The following is a 19202-nucleotide window of genomic DNA, read 5'->3' on the forward strand; positions in this document are numbered from 1 at the left end:
GGGTGGGAGAGAGCCGGTCCGGCGCTTGAGGACGAGGCGCGGAGCGCCAAGAAAGGGGGGAGCGGGGGCGGAGCCCCCATAGGGGAACGCCGGTCAGGAGTCGTCGCGCGGATCGCGGTCTTTCTCCAGCCCCTTCAGGAACTCGGGGTTGTCGTCGGGAGCGACCCAGCCACCCCGACGCCCCCGACCAGGCCCCCCCCCGTCCCCCCGCCCGGCCGCAGGCCGCTTCTTGCCGGTGACGAACCACGCGATCGGCCCGAGCAGCACCTCCCCGAAGAGGAGCACGATGATGACCCACACCACCTTCGGGAGGTGTCGGACTTCCTTCTCGGGTGTGTTCAGGACATCGATGAAGGCGTAGATCCACACGGCCAGGACCAGCAGGAACGGCAGATACCTGAGCATGTGCGGGAGCTCCCCCAAGACGCGGAGTACGGGCGCCGGGCGCACCCGGTGACCTGGCCAGGGTAGCCGGTGACCGATACTTGACCGCATGGCTTATGACGATCTCCGCTCTCTGCTCCGTGCCCTGGAGCGCGAGGGCGATCTCAAGCGCATCAAGGCCGAGGTCGACCCGTATCTGGAGGTCGGCGAGATCGTCGACCGGGTGCAGAAGGCGGGCGGCCCGGCGCTGCTGTTCGAGAACGTCAAGGGCAGCGCGATGCCCCTTGCGATGAACGTGTTCGGCACGGACCGCCGACTGCTCAAGGCCCTCGGCCTGAAGTCGTACGGCGAGATCAGCGAGAAGATCGGCGGCCTGCTCAAGCCGGAGCTGCCGCACGGCTTCGTCGGCGTCCGCGAGGCCTTCGGCAAGCTCGGCGCGATGGCGCACGTACCGCCGAAGAAGGTGAAGGACGCGCCGGTGCACGAGGTCGTGCTCACCGGCGACGACGTGGACCTGGACCGGCTCCCGGCCCTGTTCACCTGGCCGAAGGACGGCGGGTCCTTCTTCAATCTGGGCCTCACCCACACCAAGGACCCCGAGTCCGGCGTCCGCAACCTCGGGCTCTACCGCCTCCAGCGCCACGACAAGCGCACCATCGGCATGCACTGGCAGATCCACAAGGACAGCCGGAACCACTACCAGGTGGCGGCCCGGCGAGGGGAGCGGCTGCCGGTCGCGATCGCCTTCGGCTGCCCGCCCGCCGTGACGTACGCGTCCACCGCCCCGCTGCCCGGCGACATCGACGAGTACCTGTTCGCGGGCTTCCTCCAGGGCAAGCGCATCGAGATGGTCGACTGCAAGACGGTGCCGTTGCAGGTCCCGGCGCAGGCCGAGGTCGTCATCGAGGGCTGGCTGGAGCCCGGCGAGATGCTGCCCGAGGGGCCGTTCGGCGACCACACCGGCTTCTACACGCCGCAGGAGCCCTTCCCCGCGCTGACCATCGACTGCGTGACGATGCGCAAGCGCCCGCTGCTCCAGTCGATCGTCGTGGGCCGCCCGCCGACGGAGGACGGGCCGCTCGGCCGGGCGACGGAGAGGTTCTTCCTCCCTCTCCTCAAGATCATCGTGCCGGACATCGTGGACTACCACCTGCCCGAGGCGGGCGGCTTCCACAACTGCGCGATCGTCGCGATCGACAAGAAGTACCCGAAGCACGCCCAGAAGGTCATGCACGCGATCTGGGGCGCGCACATGATGTCCTTGACCAAGCTGATCGTGGTCGTGGACTCCGACTGCGACGTGCACGATCTGCACGAGGTCGCGTGGCGTGCGCTCGGCAACACGGACTACGCCCGTGACCTGAGCGTCGTCGAGGGCCCCGTCGACCACCTCGACCACGCCTCGTACCAGCAGTTCTGGGGCGGCAAGGCGGGCATCGACGCGACGAAGAAGTGGCCCGAGGAGGGCTACACCCGGGACGGAGGCTGGCCCGACATGGTCGAGTCCGACCCCGAGACGGCGGCGAAAGTCGACCGCCGCTGGAGGGAGTACGGCCTGTGAGTTCCGCTTCCGCCGCCCTGCCGCAGCAGCCCGGCCGCACCAAGGCGTTCCTGCGCCTGGTCATGATCGAGCACTCGGTGTTCGCGCTGCCCTTCGCCTACATCGCCGCCCTGACCGCGATGTTCGAGTGGGACAAGAACATCCACTGGGGGCGGCTGCTGCTCGTCACGATCTGCATGGTCGGTCTGCGTACGTTCGCCATGGCGGCGAACCGGATCATCGACCGTGAGATCGACGCCCGCAATCCCCGCACCGCGCACCGCGAGCTGGTCACCGGCGCCGTCACCGTGAAGTCCGCCTGGACCGGCGCGCTGATCGCGGTCGTGGTGTTCCTCGGCTCCGCCGCGCTGCTCAACCCGCTGTGCCTGGCGCTGGCGCCGGTCGCCGTGATTCCGATGGTCGTCTATCCGTACGGCAAGCGGTTCACGAACTTCCCGCAGGCCATCCTCGGCATCGCGCAGGCCATGGGCCCGATCGGCGCCTGGCTCGCGATCACCGGCGAGTGGTCGTGGACGGCCGTGATCCTGGGGCTCGCGGTGGGCGTGTGGATCGGCGGCTTCGACCTGATCTACGCCTGCCAGGACGTGGACACCGACCGCGAGGTCGGCGTGATGTCGGTGCCCGCGCGCTTCGGCATCCCCGCCGCGATCCGGGGCGCGCGCGCCTGCCACGCGATCACCACGGCGCTGTTCGTCTGGTACGCCCTGGAGACCGGCGCGGGCGCGTTCTTCTGGCTCGGCCTCGTCGTCGTCGCGGGTGCCTTCCTCTACGAACACAGCATCGTGCGGCCGCACGACCTCTCCCGTCTCAACCGTGCCTTCTTCCAGGTCAACGGCTTCATCGGGATCGCCCTTTTCGCCTGCGCCCTGCTCGACCTGCTCGTCCGCGGCCTGACTGTCTGACGGGCCGTGGGCGGGCGGGGGCGCCCATGGATAGGCTTCACAGTGTGAATGCAGGAGATACGCAGCGTAGACCTTGGATCGTGGGGGTGTCCGGCGCGTCCGGTACGCCGTACGCCGCTTCGGTGCTCCGGGGGCTGCTCGCTGCCGGGGAGAGCGTGGACCTCGTGGTGTCCCGGGCGTCGCGGCTCACGCTGCTCGACGAGACGGGCATCTCGTTCCGGGACGCGCACTGGCGGGACGACTTGGGCGCGTGGCTGGCGCGGGGGGCCGACGGCAAGCCGGGGACGTTCCGGGTGCGCACGGACGACGTGCGGTACTGGGCCGCGGGCGATCTCGCGGCGGGTCCTTCGTCGGGGTCGTACGCGACGAAGGGCATGCTGATCGTCCCGGCGTCCACGGCGTGCGTGGCCGGGGTGGCGCTCGGGCTCTCGAAGGATCTGCTGCAGCGCTCGGCGAGCGTGACGCTCAAGGAGCGGCGGCGGCTCGTCGTCTGCGTGCGGGAGACCCCGCTCAACGGGCAGACGCTGAAGCACCTGGTGGGCCTGGACGAGGCGGGCGCGATCGTGCTGCCCGCCTCTCCGGCGTTCTACGCGGGGGCGACGCACATCCAGGATCTGGTGGACTTCGTCGCGGGGCGGGTGCTCGACGCGGCGGGGGTGCCGCACGAGCTGTACCGCCGGTGGGAGGGCGAACTCGGCGGTGCGTCGGGAACCTGTGGCTCCCGTCCTGCCGAGGGCGGCTCCGGTGGCGCTTAGCGCTTCTTCGCGGCGCGCGGCTTCTTGCCGGCCTTGCGCGCGGCGGTCGGGGACTGGTGGGCACGCGAGCGGTTGGCCAGGTCCTGCAGCTCGCGCATACGGGCGTAGGCCATCTCGATCGTGTACACGGGGAAACACTCTCCTGAAGTTCGAAGGATCGTCGTTGATCTGCTGAGTTTCCGAAAGATTCGCAGGGCTCAGACCCTGTTACGCCTTAGATTCTACACGTAGACTCGAAAAAACGCTAAATAATGAAAGGCTTCGACCTATGGACGCCGTGGACAGGCAGCTCATCCAGGCTCTGCGCGAGAACGGCCGCGCCTCCTACGCCGAGCTCGGGCGCCTCGTCGGCCTCTCCGGCCCCAGCGTCACCGACCGCATCAACCGCCTGGAGGCGGCCGGCGTCATCACCGGCTACCGCGCGACGGTCGACTCCGCGTCCCTCGGCCTCGGCGTCATCGCGCTGATCGGCATCTCGCTGTCCGACGCCGCCGACCACGAGGACGTGGCGCGGCGCCTGCGGGACCTGCACGAGATCGAGGACTGCTGGTTCATCGCGGGCGACGACTCGTACATGCTCAAGGTGCGGGCCTCCGACGTGGACGGCCTGGAGAAGACCATCCGCCGCCTCAGCGGCACCAAGGGCGTCTCGCGGACGCGGACCACGATCGTGCTCTCCACGAAGTGGGAGAACCGGGTCGGAGAGCTGCCCGAAGAGGTGTGAGCCCGTAGGCGTACGGTTGGTCAGGTCTGTCGCAGGTCGTCGAAAGAGGTAGTCGGGACATGGACGCAGGGCTCAAGCGCGAGCTGGAGGAGAAGGTCCGGGCCGGTGAGCGGCTGTCCCGTGAGGACGGCGTCGCCCTGTACGAGTCCGACGACCTGGCCTGGCTCGGCGGGCTCGCCCACGAGGTGCGCACCCGCAAGAACGGCGATGTCGTGCACTTCAACGTCAACCGTCACCTCAACATGACGAACGTGTGCACCGCCTCCTGCGCCTACTGCTCCTTCCAGCGCAAGCCGGGCGAGAAGGACGCGTACACGATGCGCATCGAGGAGGCGGTCCGGCTCGCCAAGGCGATGGAGGGCGAGAACCTCACCGAGCTGCACATCGTCAACGGCCTGCACCCGAACCTGCCGTGGCGCTACTACCCGCGCTCCCTGCGCGAGCTGAAGGCCGCGCTGCCGGACGTCTCCCTCAAGGCCTTCACGGCCACGGAGATCCACCACTTCGAGACCATCTCGGGCCTGTCCGCGTCGGAGATCCTCGACGAGCTGATCGCCGCCGGTCTGGAGTCGCTGACCGGCGGCGGCGCCGAGATCTTCGACTGGGAGGTCCGGCAGCACATCGTGGACCACCGCACCCACTGGGAGGACTGGTCCCGGATCCACCGGCTCGCCCACGAGAAGGGGCTCAAGACCCCGGCCACCATGCTGTACGGCCACATCGAGGAGCCCCGGCACCGCGTCGACCACGTGCTGCGGCTGCGTGAGCTCCAGGACGAGACCGGGGGCTTCCAGGTCTTCATCCCGCTGCGCTACCAGCACGACTTCGTCGACATGAAGGACGGCAAGGTCCGCAACAAGCTGCAGGCCCGGACGAAGATGGCCTCCGGGGCCGAGGCCCTCAAGACCTTCGCGGTCTCGCGCCTCCTCTTCGACAACGTGCCGCACGTCAAGGTCTTCTGGGTCATGCACGGCGTCGCGACCGCCCAGCTCGCCCTCCAGCACGGCGCGGACGACATGGACGGCTCCGTCGTCGAGTACAAGATCACGCATGACGCGGACAACTTCGGCACGCCGAACAAGCTGACCCGGGACGATCTGCTCGACCTGATCCGGGAGGCGGGCTTCCGCCCGGTGGAGCGGAACACCCGCTACGAGGTCATCCGCGAGTACCCCGGCCCCGACCGGGAGCTGCGCGAGTCGCCGCAGCCGATGCGGCTCTGACCCCCTTCCTTGCCGGTGCCGCTCCCGTGCTTCACTGGAGGGACTCGGCCAGCGCTGGCTAATCGGAACGGAAGAGTGGATTGACATGCTCCGCTACACGCTGATGCGTCTCGGGGTCTTCGCGGGCTGCTTCTTGGTGGTCTGGGGGCTTGTCTACACCGGCGTCGTGCCGCGCGGCCTCGGCGGCTCCAACCTCCTGTGGGTGGCGCTGCTCTCCCTGGTCGTCTCCGCGCCCATCAGCTTCGTGCTCCTGCGCAAGGAGCGCGACCGCGCCTCGGAGAAGGTCGTCGCGAAGGTCGACAACGTCAAGGCCAGCCTGGAGCGCAACCGCACCCAGGAGGACGACGCCGACGACGCCGCGCGCCCGGCGCAGTCGTAGGGCCCCGCGCGTAAGGTTCGTCACACGCGCCCACGGACACCGAGAACCCCGGTACCGGAGCTTGCCGCTCCGCTACCGGGGTTCCGTCGTTTCTGGGACCCTTGGGGCCCCCTCTACCCCAAACAAGTCCTTTGATGAACTCAAAGTTCAAGTGTTAACGTGTTCGACATGAAGACAGCAGCCGCGCACCGCAACGCCATGAGCGTCCCGCTCGTGGCGCGCCTGCATGTCGATCTCTGCCGCTGCTTCTCCGCGGCCTGTCGCGTCATCTGAACGACTTCGACATCTGCACCGCAGCGGCCCCCGTGACCCTTCGCGGTCGCCGCTCCTCACGTCCCCCGTCTTTACCCGGAGTGTGTCCGTGTCCGCGAACCCCGCGTCCCCCGCCGAGCCGAAGTCCGGCTTCCGGATACCGAAGTTCCTGAAGCTGCCCTTCTGGGCCCAGATCCTCGGCGGCCTCGTCCTCGGCGTCCTGCTCGGCTGGCTGGCCCGCAGCCAGGACATCAGCTGGCTCGTCACGACCCTGTCGAAGGTCGGCGACACCTTCATCGGCCTGCTGAAGCTGGCCGTCGCCCCGCTGGTGTTCTTCGCCATCCTGATCTCGATCACCAACCTGCGTAAGGTCAACAACGCCGCCCGGCTCGCGAGCCGTACGCTCCTCTGGTTCATGATCACGTCGCTGATCGCGGTCGCCATCGGCCTCGTCATCGGCCTGGTCACCAACCCGGGCGCCGGTACGGGCCTGACGCCGAAGGACGGCTCCAAGCCCGAGCACACGGGCTCCTGGATCGACTTCCTCACCGGGATCATCCCGAAGGACGTCATCACGCCGTTCACCGAGCTGAACGTCCTCCAGATCGTCTTCATGGCCGCCGTCGCCGGCATCGCCATCCTGAAGATCGGTGACGCGAAGGCCAAGCCGATCCTGGACCTCAGCGAGGCCGTGCTCGAACTGCTTCAGAAGGCCCTGTGGTGGGTCATCAAGCTGTCCCCGATCGGCACCATCGGCCTCATCGGCTTCGCCATCGCCGACTACGGCTGGAACCTCATCAGCAAGTACGCGACGTTCACCGCCGACATCTACATCGGCTGCGCCCTGGTGATGTTCGGCGTCTACCCGCTGCTGCTCTCCACGGTCGCCAAGGTCAACCCGCTGAAGTTCTTCAAGGGCGCCTGGCCCGCCATCCAGCTGGCCTTCGTCTCGCGCTCCTCGGTCGGCACCATGCCGGTCACCCAGAAGGTCACCGAGCGTCTCGGCGTACCGAAGGAGTACACGTCCTTCGCCGTGCCCTTCGGCGCCACCACCAAGATGGACGGCTGCGCCGCGATCTACCCGGCGATCGCCGCGATCTTCGTCGCGCAGATCTTCGACGTGCACATGGGCATCAAGGAGTACCTGCTCATCGCGTTCGTGTCGGTGGTCGGCTCCGCCGCCACGGCCGGTCTGACGGGTGCCACGGTCATGCTGACCCTGACCCTGTCGACGCTGGGCCTGCCCATGGAGGGCGTCGGCCTGCTGCTCGCCATCGACCCGGTCCTCGACATGATGCGCACCGCCACGAACGTCGCCGGACAGGCGCTCGTCCCGGTCGTCGTCGCCGCCCGCGAGAACATCCTCGACAAGGAGGCGTACGACAGCGCGTCCGCCTCCCCGCTGGACTCGCTCGACGAGCCGCTGCCCGCTACCGCGTAGCGCTCGCGCCCCTCGGCCGAAATCGTGCCCCGCACCGGAAATCCGGTGCGGGGCACGGTCGTTGCGGGTAGGGCTGGGGGCGGTGCGTCGCGGTGGCCTCCGGGTGACCTCCGTGCGTCGGGAAGGACCGCCGTACGCTGATCCGTGCACAGATGGTGCGGGAGGCGGGGGCCGGGGTGTCGGATGTGAAGGTCGTGAGGGCTGTGAAGGCCGTGCAGGCTGCGAAGAACGGGGGCAAGCCGGTGCGGCAGAAGCGGATGCCGCGGGCCGTGCGGGAGCGGCAGATGCTCGACGCGGCGGTGCGCACGTTCGGGCAGCGGGGCTACCGCGCCGCCTCCATGGACGAGATCGCCGAGCTGGCCGGGGTCTCCAAGCCGCTGGTGTACCTGTATCTGAACTCCAAGGAAGAGCTCTTCACCGCCTGCATCCGGCGGGAGGCCGCCGCCCTCATCGAGGCCGTCCGGCACGGCGTCACCCCGGGCGACCCCGCCGACCGGCAACTCTGGGACGGGCTGCGCGCGTTCTTCACCCACACCGCCGAGCACCCCGACGCCTGGGCCGTCCTGCACAGCCAGGCCCGCACCGTCGGCGAGCCGTTCGCCGCCGAGGTCAACGTCATGCGCGAGGAGATCGTCGCCTTCGTGACGCTGCTCATCGCGGAGGCCGCCCGCGCCGCCCACCAGAACCCCTCGCTGCCCGACCGCGAGGTCGCGGGCCTCGCCCAGGCCCTCGTCGGCGCCGCCGAGTCCCTCGCGGGCTGGGCCATCACCCAGCCGTCGGTGTCCGCGAACCAGGCCGCGGCGACCCTGATGAACTTCGCCTGGGCGGGTCTCGGCGATCTGATGGAGGGGCGGTTCTGGTCACCGAGCCGGTGACGTGGACCCTGCCCCCCGACTCCGCCGCCCCGCGCAGCTCGAACGCGGCCCCCTCGGCCGCGTACGTCACCGTGCCGGGCAGCAGCACCGGCGCCCTGAACTCGGCGCAGAGGCGCAGGGGTTCGTCGCCGACGGCGATGCCGCTGTGCTCCGCCACGCAGCGCGCGAACGTCCACATGCCGTGCGCGATGGGGCGCGGGAAGCCGAAGGGCCGAGCCGTCGCCGGACGCAGGTGGATGGGGTTGCGGTCGCCGGAGACGGACGCGTAGCGGCGGCCCAGATCGGCGGGGAGGTGCCACTCGGCGCGGGCGGGGAGCGGGGTGGCGGGTGTCTTCCCGGGAGCGCCGTCGGCCGCCGTGCGGTGGCGGGACAGGTAGGTGCTGTGGGACTCCCACACCGTCTCGCCCGCCACCGCCGCGGTGGTCGTGATCGTCGCCTCGGTGCCGCGCCGGTGCGGGGTCAACTTCCGTGCGTACGTGGTGAGTTCCAGCTCCTCGTCGGGCAGCGGGGCGCGGTGCTGGACGATCTCCACGGACGTGTGGACGAGGCCGAGCAGGGGGAGCGGGAAGGTGCGGGCCGCCATCAGGCGCATGGTCTGGGGGAAGGCGAGGACGTGCGGATAGGTGGGCGGTAAGGGGTCGGCGCCGGGCAGGCCGTCGCCGGCCGGGCTTCTGCCCGTGCTCGTGCCCGCGCCCTGCCCGGCGGCGAAGCCGCAGAGCCGTTCGTACGCGATCAAGTGGTCGATGTCCGTCCGGACGCGGGCCGTCGTGGGGCCCGGCAGCGGTGCGTCCGGGCGGGGCCGCTTGAACGGGGACAGGGCTGCTCCCCGGAGCAGGGTGAGCGCGAGCGAGGCCATGAGGTGATCCTTCTGGTCGCTGGGGAGTCGGGGCCGGGGTGGGGGTGCGGGCCGACCGGCGGTGCGGCGGGGCCGGGCGCCCCGAGGCCTACGCGCCGAGCAGGCTCTGGCCGCAGACCCGGATGACCTGGCCGTTCACCGCGCCGGTCGCCAGCCACGCCGTGGTCTCCGCCACGTCGACGGGGAGACCGCCCTGGCCCAGGGAGTTCATGCGGCGGCCCGCCTGGCGGATGAGCAGCGGCACGGCCGCGGTCATGCGGGTCTCGATGAATCCGGGCGCCACCGCGTTCACCGTCACGCCGTGCTCCGCGAGGGCCCGGGGCGCCAGGGAGCGGACGAAGCCGACGATGCCCGCCTTGCTCGCCGCGTAGTTGGTCTGCCCGGCGTTGCCCGCGAGGCCCGCTATGGACGCCGTCGCCACGATCCGGCCGCCGCGGCGCACCGTGCCGGACTTCAGCAGGAAGTCCGTCGTGCGCAGCACGCTCCCGAGGTTCACGTCGAGGACCGAACTCCAGCGGTCCGCCGCCATGTTGGCGAGCCTGCGGTCCCGGGTGACGCCCGCGTTGTGCACGAGGACGCCGAGGCCGTCCGGCAGCGCGGCGGCGATCCGCTCACCGGCGTCGTCCGCGGTGATGTCGAGGGGCAGCGCGGTGCCGCCGACGCGCTCGGCGACGCGGCACAGGTCCGGCTCGGCGGACGGCACGTCGAGGACGACGACGTGGGCGCCGTCGCGGGCCAGGACCTCCGCCACGGCCGTGCCTATGCCGCGCGCGGCGCCGGTCACGAGGGCGGTGCGGCCCGCCAACGGGCGGGCGGGGTGGGGGAGTTGGATGACCGTGCCGGGCGTCGTGGCGGTGTCGGCGTCCGGGGCGGGCGCCGTCCCCCGCGCGCCCCCGGCGCACTCGGTCTCGCCGAGGTCGTCCGCGTACTCCGACAGCTCCTCGACCTCGACCACCTGCCCGCTCACGTACGCCGACTTCGGTGAGAGCAGGAAGCGCAGCGTCCCCTCGGCGGCCGACGCCGACGGGGTGCGGACCAGCTGGGCCGTCCTGCCCCCGCCCAGCTCCTTGCCGAGGGAGCGGACGAAGCCCTCCAGGGCCTGCTGCGCCGCCGCCTGGTGGTGGTCGGCGGGGGAGAGGGGCGCGCCCAGGACCACCACGCGCCCGCAGGGGGCCATGGAGCGGACGACGGGGTGCAGCGTGGCGTGCACGTCCATGAGTGCGGCAACCGTGCGGACACCGGTCGCGTCCAGTACGACGGCGGCCGGGCGGCGGGAGCCGAGCGGGCCGCTGTGCGGGGGCAGGCCGGTGCGGGTGAGGCTCTCGTGCAGGCCGGGGAGCGGGATGTCGCCCGCCGTCAGGAGCAGCACCGGGCCTTCGATGGCCGGGTGCCGGGGCGACCAGCGGCGCAGCGGGACCGGCTGCGGCAGGCCGAGTCTGCGGGTCAGGAAGCGGCCGGGGGCGGTGTGGGTGAAGGTCGCGTAGCGGTCGGCCATGGGGCAAGCTCCTGGCTCGGTGCTGAATTTACTTCCGAGTAAGGTTACTTGGGGGTCAGGGGCTGGTCGAGGGGGCGGCCGGTGAATGATCGAGGTGGTGAGAGGGCTCGTACCGGCGCGTTCCCGGGGCGGGCGCCGGGTCCGGACGAGCCCCTGGTGAACACGGAGCGTGACTGGGCTGAACGGGCGGGGCGGGCCGGGGGCGCCTAGGGTGACCGGAGGGGAATCGCACCTCTTGGAGGTCGCTGTGCGCAGCACACCCGCACTCACCGCCGTCGCGGCCCTGGCTCTCGCCGTCGCCGCCCTGCCCGCGGCGGCCGACCCGTCCGGGCCCGCGCAGCCCGACCTGAAGCGCTTCTACACGCAGAAGATCAAGTGGGCGGCCTGCAAGCCCGACGTGCAGAACCTGTCGGAGGACGTGACCAAGGACAAGGACGTCACCTGCGGCACGGTCAAGGTCCCGCTGGACTACGCCGACCCCGGGCGCGGCACCATCCGCCTCGCCCTTCTGAAGATCAAGTCCAGCGGTGACAAGCGCGGCTCGCTCCTGGTGAACTTCGGCGGCCCCGGCGGCGCGGGCGTGGCGGGGCTCGCGGACGCCAAGAAGGACTTCGGCTACGTCGGCAAGGGCTATGACGTCGTCGGCTTCGACCCGCGCGGCGTGGGCCTGAGCGAGCCCGTGAGCTGCGGCGGGGACCCCGAGCCCGGCGACGACGTGGAGGACCCCGGCGACGCGTCGGCGATCCTGAAGGAGCTGCGCGCGACGGCCGCGGAGTGCGCGAAGAAGTCCGGCCCCGTGCTGCCGTACATCGGCACCGTGAACGTCTCCCGCGACCTGGACGTCATGCGCCAGGCCCTCGGCGACAAGAAGCTCAACTACCTGGGCTTCTCGTACGGGACGCGGCTCGGCGCGGTGTACACGGCGCAGTTCCCGAAGAAGGTCGGCCGGATGGTCCTCGACGGCGTGGACACGCTGACGGAGGACGTGGCCGAGCAGGCCCTGGTCGGCGCGGAGGGGCGGCAGACCGCCCTCGACAACTTCCTCCTGTGGTGCACGAAGAACGCGGGCTGTGTGTTCGGCGAGGACTCGCGCAACGCCCGGCACGCCATGACCAAGCTCATCGACGACCTCGACGCGTACCCGCTGCGGTCCATGGACGGCCAGGAGTTCACCGGCCAGGACGTGGTGAGCGTGCTCGGCAGCGCGCTCTACAGCAGGCAGGCCTGGCCCGCCCTGTCCCAGGCGCTCGGCGCGCTGCTCGCGGACGGCGACCCGCGGGCGCTGCTGCGGATGGGCGGCTCGATGGGAGGCACGACGCGTACGAAGGTCCCCTCGGACAACTCCGCCGCCGCCCTCATGGCCGTGAACTGCGCGGACGACCCCGACCGGCCGGACGCCAAGCGCGTCGAGCGGGAAGTCGGCCGTCTCCAGGAGGAGTTCGAGGAGGCGTCGCCCGTCTTCGGCAAGTCGATGCTGCTGCCCGTGCTCCTGTGCTTCGGGCGGCCCGCGGGCACCGACTACATCCGCGAGGACGTACGGGACGTCGACACCCCGAAGTTCCTGCTCGTCGGCACCCGCGGCGACCCCGCCACGCCGTACCGCTGGACGGTGGAGACCGCCGAGCGGCTCGGCTCCTCCGCGGTCGTCCTCGACAACAGGGGCGACGGACACACCGGCTACTTCGGCTCGAAGTGCGTGAAGGACAAGGTGGACGCGTTCCTGCTGTACAAGCAGATGCCGAAGAACGGGAGTTCGTGCTCGGCGGAGTAGCCGGGGGCGGGCGCGGGTGAGGGGTGGGCGTCCGGTGCGGCTAGGGGCGCGGCGGCGCCGTGCGGGCCGCCGGGTCCAGGCTCAGCATCGCCGCCTCGTCCGCGCTGCCCGGCTCCGCCTGGTAGGTGACCAGGCGCTGCCCGCCCGTCCTGGCCAGGCGCATCACCTCGTACGTGAGGGACATCGCCCCCGCCTTGGGATGCGCGAACGACTTCACGCCGCCGCCGCGCTCCCGCACCTCGTACCGGTCCCACATGCGCGCGAACTCCGGTGACTTCAGGCAGAGTTCCCCGACCAGGGCGGCCAGCTGCGGCGAGTCCGGGTCGCGGCCGCCGACCGCGCGCAGGTGCGCCACCGACTGGGCGACGGTCTCCTCCCACGGCACGTACAGCTCGCGGCCCACGGGGTGCAGGAACAGATAGCGGGTGATGTTGCGCTGCTCGGCGGGCCAGTCGAACAGGCCCGGCATCAGGCGCCGGCCCGGGGTGTTCGCGGCGAGCAGGTAGTTGTGCGGGCTCACCACGTACGCGGGCAGCGGGCGCAGGGCGTCCAGCATCCGCACGACGGAGTCGCGCACCGCGAACTCGGTGGTCGGCGGTGGTTCACTGAGGCGGCCCGACGCCAGCTCGGCCAGCTCGTGCAGGCGCTCGTGGGCGTCGCCGCACAGCCGCAGGGCGCGGGCCAGCGAGTCGATCACGGCCGGTGAGGGGTTGGTCTCGCGGCCCCGCTCCAGGCGCGTGTAGTAGTCGACGCTGACCCCCGCGAGCGTCGCCAGCTCCTCACGGCGAAGACCCGGCGTCCGGCGCAGGCCCGTCCCGGCCGGGAGGCCCGCCTCCGCCGGGCTGACCTGGGCGCGCCGGGCGCGCAGATAGCGGCCCAGCTCGGTGCCGTTGCGCGGGGCCGCGCCGGTCGGCGGTGCGGCGGCGGGGCCCGGGGTCGTGCCGTACGGGGTGGTGCCGTGGGTCATACGTCCAGTGTCCGTGAAGCGCGGCGATGGTGGGGGGCCGTGTCAGGGCCAGGAACAGCGCGGTCTGCCGGAGGTGCGCGCGGGACGGGACCGTGAGTTCCGGTCCGTTGTTGTCCTGGACTCCGCGTCCCCCGTACCGAAAGGCCCGTCATGACCTCCGTCGTCCGTCCGGACCAGCGCGTCCGCCCGTCCGAGGCGGTCCCGTCCCCGGCAGCCCCACCTTCGGCAGCCCGGCCCCCGGCCCCCGCCCCCTCGCGCCGGCCCGCCGTCGCCCTCGTCGCCGCCCTCCTCGGCTTCACCGTCATCACGGTCGACGTGTCCGCGGTGAACATCGCCCTGCCCGGCATCCGCGCCGATCTGCACGGCGGCATGACGGGCCTGCAGTGGGTCGTGGACGCGTACACGCTCATGTTCGCGGCGCTGATGATCTCCGCGGGGGCGCTCGCGGACCGGGCGGGCGCGCGGCGCGCGTACGCCTGGGGGACGGCCCTGTTCGCCCTCGCCTCGCTGGCGTGCGCGCTCGCGCCCGGCATCGGCTGGCTGATCGCGGCCAGGGTGGCGCAGGGCGCGGCCGCCGCGGTCGTGATGCCCGCCTCGCTCGCGCTGATCCGGCAGGCGTACGACGACCCGCGGCGCCGCGCCCGCGCCATCGCGCTGTGGACGGTGGGCGGCTCGGTCGCGATGGCGGCGGGCCCCGTGCTCGGCGGGGTGCTGTCGGAGACGGTGGGCTGGCGGGCGGTGTTCCTGCTGAACCTGCCGGTGGGGGCGCTGGTCCTGCTGCTCCTCGCCCGCGTCGCGCCGTCCCCGCGCCGCCCTTCTCCGCTCGACATGCCCGGCCAGCTCACCGCGGTGCTCGCCCTGGCCGGACTCGCGTACGCCGTCATCGAGGGCGGCCACGCGGGCTGGACACACCCGGCCGTCCTCGCCGCCGTGGCGGTCACGGTCGCCGCCGGATTCGCCTTCCACGCCGCCGAGAAGCGCCACCGGGCACCCATGGTGCCGCTGCCCCTGCTGCGGCGCCGCGAGGTCGGCGTCTCCCTGGCCGTCGGCTTCGCGGTGAACGCGGGCTTCTACGGGGTGGTGTTCCTGCTCGGCCTGTACTGCCAGGAACTGCTCGGCATGTCGGGGATCACGACGGGCCTGATGTTCGTGCCGCTGGCCGTGCTCATCACCTCGACGAACCTGGTCTCGCCGCGCCTCGCCGAGCGCGTCGGCCGCCGCCCGGTCATCGTGACCGGCCAACTCATCCTCGCGGTCGCCATGTTCGCGCTGCTCCCGCTCGCCGCGGACACACCCCTGTGGCTGGTCCTGCTGCTTCTCGCCCCGACGGGCGTCGGCGGCGCGCTCGCCGTGCCCGCGCTCACGGCCCTGCTCCTCGACGCCGTCCCCGGCCACCGCGCGGGCACGGCGTCCGGCCTCCTCAACTCCCTGCGCCAGACGGGCGGCGCGCTGTCGGTGGCCCTGTTCGGCGCCCTCATCGGCGGCGGGGACGGCGGGTCCGGCTTCGCGGTGCCGGGGATGCGGCAGGGGCTCGTGGTGGTCGGCGTGACGCTGCTCGTGACGGCGGCGCTCTCGAGGTGGCTGCTGCCGCGTACGGAGACGGCGAAGCCGCCCGCCCGGAGGCGGACGGCTTCACCCGGGGCCGGGACGGGTCCCCGCTAGCAGTTGCCCTTCACCGGCTTGCCCGCGAACCGCTCCGCCAGCCACTGCGCCGCCAGCGGCGACTGGGTGATGACACCGGTGACGTGCTCACCGAGCGGGACGGTGTGCCACTCCACGTTCGCCTTGCGCGCGCACCAGTCCTTGCGGACCTGGGCGCCGACGCCGTACGGGATCAGCTCGTCGGCGAGGGCGTGGTAGAGGTACACCGGCGCGTCGGGGGCGCGGGTGCCGACCTGGGACTCGCGCAGGCGCTGCTGCCAGTCCGGCTGGTCGAGGGGGTTCTTGACCGTCATGTCCTTGATCCGCTTGAACGAGCCGAGGACCGCGCCGTCCGCCACGCAGCTGTTGCGCAGCGCGCCGATCAGCGCCTTGCCCGCCGGGTTCAGGTACGACTCCAGCTTCAGCTCGGGGAACGCCGCGTTCTGGCCGATCGCCGCCATGAAGATCAGGCCCGAGCCGTACGAGCCGTCGTTGAAGGCGGCCACCTTCTGCAGGTCCCCGGGCACGCCGCCGGTCGCCGTGCCCTTGACCTTGAGGTCGGGGGCGTACGAGCCGTGCAGCTCGGCCGCCCACGAGGAGGCCTGGCCGCCCTGCGAGTAGCCCATGATGCCGACCGGCGAGTCCTTCGACAGGCCCGCCTCGGGCAGCCGGATCGCGGCCCGCGCGGCGTCCAGGACCGCCTGGCCCTCCGCCCTGCCCACCGTGTACGTGTGGTCGCCGGGCGTCCCGAGGCCCTCGTAGTCGGTCACGGCGACCGCCCAGCCGCGCAGGGTGAGCTGCTGGATGAGGTTCGCCTCCATCGTGGTGCCGCGGGGGAATCCGGCGCTCGGCGCGCAGTGGTCGCCGACGCCGACCGTGCCGACGGCGTAGGTGACGATCGGGCGCGGGCCCGTGCGGCCGTCCTGCGGCACGATGACCGTGCCGGAGACGGTGTTCGGGGCGCCCTTGGCGGTGGTCGAGCGGTAGTGGATCTTCCAGGCCTTGGTGTTCGTGGGCTGGCCCGGGAGGGGGTGGAAGGCGCTCGGCTCGGAGCTGACGATGTCGCCGGGGGCGGCGGCGGTCGGGGCGCGGTCCTTGGCGGCGGCGTCCGTGTCCTCCGCGTGCGCGGTGGTCGTGAGGGTCGCGGCCGCCAGGCCCGCGGCGGCCGTCAGGGCGACGGCTCTGAAGCTGGTGGGTAGGTGCATGCGGCTCTCCCAACTGTTCGTGGGGGAAAGAAAGGTCGAGCGGGTGGGGCTGTGTCGCTGCTCGCGTGAGATGTGCCGCTCGAACGGGTCGAGCAGGGGCGAGCAGGGTCGGTGGGACGGTGAGGAAGGGGGCTTGTACAGGCGTCGACCGTAGTGACTACTGAGTAAGTTCCGGGCTGACGGGAACGCTCAGCTTCGTTGACCTGGTGTATCAGCCCTGCCCGTGCGGGCCGGTGAACCTGCGGCGTACGCCCCCGGCGCGTCGGGGCGGTCGGCGTCCGCCGGGCCGGGGGTGCGGGCCTCCGCCGGGTCGGGGGTGCGGGCCTCCGCCGGGTCGGGGCGGCGGCCCTCCCCGACCTCCCGCCCACCCGGCACCTCCGCCCGGTACGCCCCCGGCGTCGTCCCCGTCCACCGCCGGAACGCCCGGTGGAACGCCGTGTCCTCGGAGAAGCCGAGCCGCGCCGCGAGCCGCGCGATCGGCTCCCGCCCCTCCGCGAGCCCCGCGATCGCCGCGTCCCGCCGCACCGCGTCCTTCAGCCGCTGGTACGACGTCGACTCCTGCGCGAGCCGCCGCCGCAGCGTCGCCGGGCTGACCGCGAGCCGCGCCGCGATCTCGCCGAGCGACGGCAGCCGCGGCGAGTCCCGCAGCGCCACGGCGAGCGCCCGCCGCACCTGCTCGGCGACCGTCGTCCCGTACTCCCGCCGCGACAGCAGGTCGAACGGGGCCCGCCGCAGCATCGCCGCGAGCGCGTCCTCGTCCCGCACTAGCGGCGCGGCCAGCCAGTGCGGGGCGAGCCCGGCGCCGGTGCGCTCCGCGCCGAACCGGACGGGGCAGCCGAACAGCTCCTCGTACTCGTCCTTGTGCGGGGGCGGCGGATGCCCGAAGTCGGCCCAGCGCAGCTCGATGCGGCGCCCGATCAGCCAGCTGCACAGCCGGTGCCAGATGATGAGCAGGCACTCGGCGAGGAAGAAGTCCTGGTCGAGGTCGTTGCGTACGGTGAAGACGACACCGTCGGCCGTGCGGGTGAGGGCGAGGTCCGGGCCGCCGGGGAACAGCCCGTAGAAGGTCACCCCGCGCTCCATCGCCGTCCCCAGATCGCGGCAGCCCAGCGCGGCGTAACACATCATCGCGAACGTCCCCGGCCTGCTCGGCGACGACCCGAGCCCCAGGAACTCGTCCTCCGTCGCCCGGTACAGCCCCCGGAACAGCCGGGCGAACTGCGCCGCCGTGATGCGCGCCCGGTCGTCCCCGAGGAGCAGCGGCGGTATCTGCGCGGCCTGCAGCAGCGGCACGGTGTCGACGCCTGCGCGCTCGGCCCCGCGCAGCACGGCCCGCACGTGGTGCACGGTGATGGTCCGCCTGGCCATGGCGTCGACGGTAGCTGGCGGGGGCGTGGGCAAGAAGGGGGCGGTGGTGTGCGGCGAGGGGGGCTTGGGGGGTTGGCTGAATCTCAGTGGATCTCGTATTGCTCGTGCGGGACGGCGCGGTCCCAGACGGCTTCGAACGCGTCCACGCACTGCGTGACGATGCCCGGCTCGGAGCGCAACTCCATGTCCGGGTCGGCCCAGTTCCCGTCACCGGTGAAGTGGTTGAACAGCACGCGCGTCCCGTCGAGGATCCACAGGTCGGCGCCCGGCAGCAGCAAGTCGACCGCGCGCGGCCGGGGCAGCCACCTGACCTGCTCGCCCGCCGCCACGTTGACGACGGCCCCGGCGTGCTCGTACCGGATGTAGTCGGTGACCGGTTCGGAAACGATCCGCGCGCGGCGCACGACCACGCCCCGGGCGACCGCCCCGGAGATCATGTCCACCCAGGGCGCCCAGTACTCCGAGCCGGGGTCGACGTCCCGACGGCCGGTTCGCAGCCAGGAGTGGAAGTCCTCGGCCTCGTCACCGACGGCGTACTGGTCGCGCATCTCCAGGTGCACCGCAGAGTGCCGCGTGGCCTCGAAGAGGTCGTCAAAGCTGAGCGCGTGCTGGGACATCGTGAGCCTCCCTCAACTGTCCTGACCTTCAACTGTCCTGGTGGTTCTGCTCGTCGACGCCACGCCCCACCCCTCTGGCGCGCGCCGCCCGATGGGCTCGGGCGGCGGTGCCCTGGGCCGTCTTCCACGCCCGGCGCGTGCGGTCGCCGTCGGCGCAGTAGTCCGTCCTCCGGCAGGACGAGCAACCGGCCAAGTGGCCCATGTAGTCCGCGTAGAGCATCGTCGCCCGCTCGTCGGCGTCGGACGTCGTGGGCTTCACGGCTGCACCGCCCGCAGCGGGTCGGCCGTCAGCAGGAGTGCGGCCAGGTGCGTGGGGTCGCACAGGTCGCCGGGCGCCGACGGCGGGACGACCCACCGGGTCAGCGTCGGGGGGTGGCCGAGGCGGGGCACGCCGAGGAGCGTGTTCGTGCTGAGCCGTTCCTCGGCTCCGTGCCACGCGGCGTCGGTGGCGATGAGGACGTAGTACGGGCCGCAGGCGCTGCGGACGTCGCGGATGACGGGGCCGTCGAGCCAGTCGGTGAGGAACGCGGCCACCGCCTGCGGCTCGTCGCTGCCCACGGCGGCGTGGACGCGCTCGGCGGGTACGCGGATGGCGTCGAAGCGGCGGCCGAGGGGGAGTAGGGCGAGGCCTTGCTGGGCCCAGGCGAGGTGGACGGTGTCGGGGTGGGGGTCGGCTCCCGCGAGCCATGCGGCGATCGTCCTGTCCTGGTTGTGTCCCATTGGTCCCGCCTCCACAGCCTCGGTGATCGATACGTCACCGAACGTAAGATGTGCAGGTGCAGGGCA

The 19202-nt window shown here is 71.9% G+C and carries 20 protein-coding genes; 10 read left to right on the top strand and 10 right to left on the bottom strand.

The window, feature by feature from the left end; translation table 11 throughout:
- Positions 1-93: 93 nt before the first annotated feature.
- Complete coding sequence (locus OO63_RS36505; protein WP_030361132.1) at positions 94-405, bottom strand: PLDc N-terminal domain-containing protein; 312 nt, start codon at positions 403-405, stop codon at positions 94-96.
- Between the two features lie 88 nt (positions 406-493).
- Between OO63_RS36505 and OO63_RS36510 the strand changes: the two genes are divergently transcribed.
- The 3 genes from OO63_RS36510 to OO63_RS36520 are packed head-to-tail and all read left to right on the top strand — an operon-like array spanning position 494 to position 3602.
- A complete protein-coding gene (locus tag OO63_RS36510; RefSeq protein WP_030361133.1) occupies positions 494-1945 on the top strand; it encodes a menaquinone biosynthesis decarboxylase in 1452 nt (483 codons plus the stop codon).
- Positions 1942-2847, top strand: a complete 906-nt coding sequence (gene mqnP / locus OO63_RS36515) for a menaquinone biosynthesis prenyltransferase MqnP (protein WP_030361134.1) — start codon at positions 1942-1944, stop codon at positions 2845-2847. Before OO63_RS36510 ends, mqnP begins: the two co-directional genes overlap by 4 nt.
- A 26-nt stretch (positions 2848-2873) precedes the next feature.
- A complete protein-coding gene (locus tag OO63_RS36520; protein WP_051811539.1) occupies positions 2874-3602 on the top strand; it encodes a UbiX family flavin prenyltransferase in 729 nt (242 codons plus the stop codon).
- Here OO63_RS36520 and OO63_RS47465 read toward each other — a convergent pair.
- Complete coding sequence (locus tag OO63_RS47465; protein WP_267885485.1) at positions 3599-3730, bottom strand: hypothetical protein; 132 nt, start codon at positions 3728-3730, stop codon at positions 3599-3601. The genes OO63_RS36520 and OO63_RS47465 overlap by 4 nt on opposite strands.
- A gap of 140 nt (positions 3731-3870) precedes the next feature.
- Between OO63_RS47465 and OO63_RS36525 the strand changes: the two genes are divergently transcribed.
- The 5 genes from OO63_RS36525 (at position 3871) to OO63_RS36545 (ending at position 8496) form a co-directional block, all read left to right on the top strand.
- Positions 3871-4326, top strand: coding sequence for an Lrp/AsnC family transcriptional regulator (locus OO63_RS36525; protein ID WP_031192748.1), 456 nt, complete (start codon positions 3871-3873; stop codon positions 4324-4326).
- A 59-nt stretch (positions 4327-4385) separates the two neighbouring features.
- The gene (gene mqnE, locus OO63_RS36530; RefSeq protein ID WP_030361137.1) at positions 4386-5549 is read left to right on the top strand and encodes an aminofutalosine synthase MqnE; all 1164 of its coding nucleotides are present in this window, start codon (positions 4386-4388) and stop codon (positions 5547-5549) included.
- 85 nt (positions 5550-5634) lie between these two features.
- Entirely contained in the window at positions 5635-5928 is a 294-nt protein-coding gene (locus OO63_RS36535; RefSeq protein WP_030361138.1) for a DUF4229 domain-containing protein, read from the top strand.
- A gap of 355 nt (positions 5929-6283) precedes the next feature.
- On the top strand, positions 6284-7621 hold the full coding sequence (locus OO63_RS36540; RefSeq protein ID WP_397622198.1) for a dicarboxylate/amino acid:cation symporter: 1338 nt from the start codon (positions 6284-6286) through the stop codon (positions 7619-7621).
- Between the two features lie 257 nt (positions 7622-7878).
- A complete protein-coding gene (locus OO63_RS36545; RefSeq protein ID WP_030361140.1) occupies positions 7879-8496 on the top strand; it encodes a TetR/AcrR family transcriptional regulator in 618 nt (205 codons plus the stop codon).
- Here OO63_RS36545 and OO63_RS44245 read toward each other — a convergent pair.
- Both OO63_RS44245 and OO63_RS36565 read right to left on the bottom strand, forming a co-directional pair.
- Positions 8387-9352 (bottom strand): MaoC family dehydratase, encoded by a 966-nt coding sequence (locus OO63_RS44245; RefSeq protein ID WP_078619592.1) that lies wholly within the window; start codon positions 9350-9352, stop codon positions 8387-8389. The two genes, OO63_RS36545 and OO63_RS44245, sit on opposite strands and share 110 nt — an antisense overlap.
- A gap of 88 nt (positions 9353-9440) precedes the next feature.
- On the bottom strand, positions 9441-10847 hold the full coding sequence (locus OO63_RS36565; RefSeq protein WP_030361144.1) for a 3-oxoacyl-ACP reductase: 1407 nt from the start codon (positions 10845-10847) through the stop codon (positions 9441-9443).
- A 247-nt stretch (positions 10848-11094) separates the two neighbouring features.
- Between OO63_RS36565 and OO63_RS36570 the strand changes: the two genes are divergently transcribed.
- Positions 11095-12618, top strand: coding sequence for an alpha/beta hydrolase (locus tag OO63_RS36570; RefSeq protein WP_030361145.1), 1524 nt, complete (start codon positions 11095-11097; stop codon positions 12616-12618).
- Positions 12619-12658: 40 nt separating this feature from the next.
- Here OO63_RS36570 and OO63_RS36575 read toward each other — a convergent pair whose 3' ends face one another.
- Positions 12659-13585, bottom strand: a complete 927-nt coding sequence (locus OO63_RS36575) for a helix-turn-helix domain-containing protein (RefSeq protein ID WP_234311333.1) — start codon at positions 13583-13585, stop codon at positions 12659-12661.
- A gap of 150 nt (positions 13586-13735) precedes the next feature.
- Here OO63_RS36575 and OO63_RS36580 point away from each other — a divergent pair, with 150 nt between their 5' ends.
- Positions 13736-15247, top strand: a complete 1512-nt coding sequence (locus tag OO63_RS36580) for an MFS transporter (RefSeq protein ID WP_078619593.1) — start codon at positions 13736-13738, stop codon at positions 15245-15247.
- Here the strand turns inward: OO63_RS36580 and OO63_RS36585 are convergent.
- The 5 genes from OO63_RS36585 to OO63_RS36605 all read right to left on the bottom strand — a co-directional run bounded on the left by OO63_RS36585 (position 15244) and on the right by OO63_RS36605 (position 19136).
- On the bottom strand, positions 15244-16431 hold the full coding sequence (locus OO63_RS36585; RefSeq protein ID WP_030361148.1) for a lipase family protein: 1188 nt from the start codon (positions 16429-16431) through the stop codon (positions 15244-15246). The two genes, OO63_RS36580 and OO63_RS36585, sit on opposite strands and share 4 nt — an antisense overlap.
- A 189-nt stretch (positions 16432-16620) precedes the next feature.
- Positions 16621-17799 (bottom strand): AraC family transcriptional regulator, encoded by a 1179-nt coding sequence (locus tag OO63_RS36590; RefSeq protein WP_030361149.1) that lies wholly within the window; start codon positions 17797-17799, stop codon positions 16621-16623.
- Between the two features lie 83 nt (positions 17800-17882).
- Positions 17883-18416, bottom strand: a complete 534-nt coding sequence (locus tag OO63_RS36595; RefSeq protein WP_030361150.1) for a DUF6879 family protein — start codon at positions 18414-18416, stop codon at positions 17883-17885.
- A gap of 28 nt (positions 18417-18444) precedes the next feature.
- Entirely contained in the window at positions 18445-18675 is a 231-nt protein-coding gene (locus tag OO63_RS36600; RefSeq protein WP_030361151.1) for a hypothetical protein, read from the bottom strand.
- Complete coding sequence (locus OO63_RS36605; protein WP_033264806.1) at positions 18672-19136, bottom strand: hypothetical protein; 465 nt, start codon at positions 19134-19136, stop codon at positions 18672-18674. Before OO63_RS36605 ends, OO63_RS36600 begins: the two co-directional genes overlap by 4 nt.
- Between the last annotated feature and the right edge of the window lie 66 nt (positions 19137-19202).

It is taken from the genome of Streptomyces alboflavus (genome assembly GCF_000716675.1).
GTDB lineage: Bacteria > Actinomycetota > Actinomycetes > Streptomycetales > Streptomycetaceae > Streptomyces > Streptomyces alboflavus.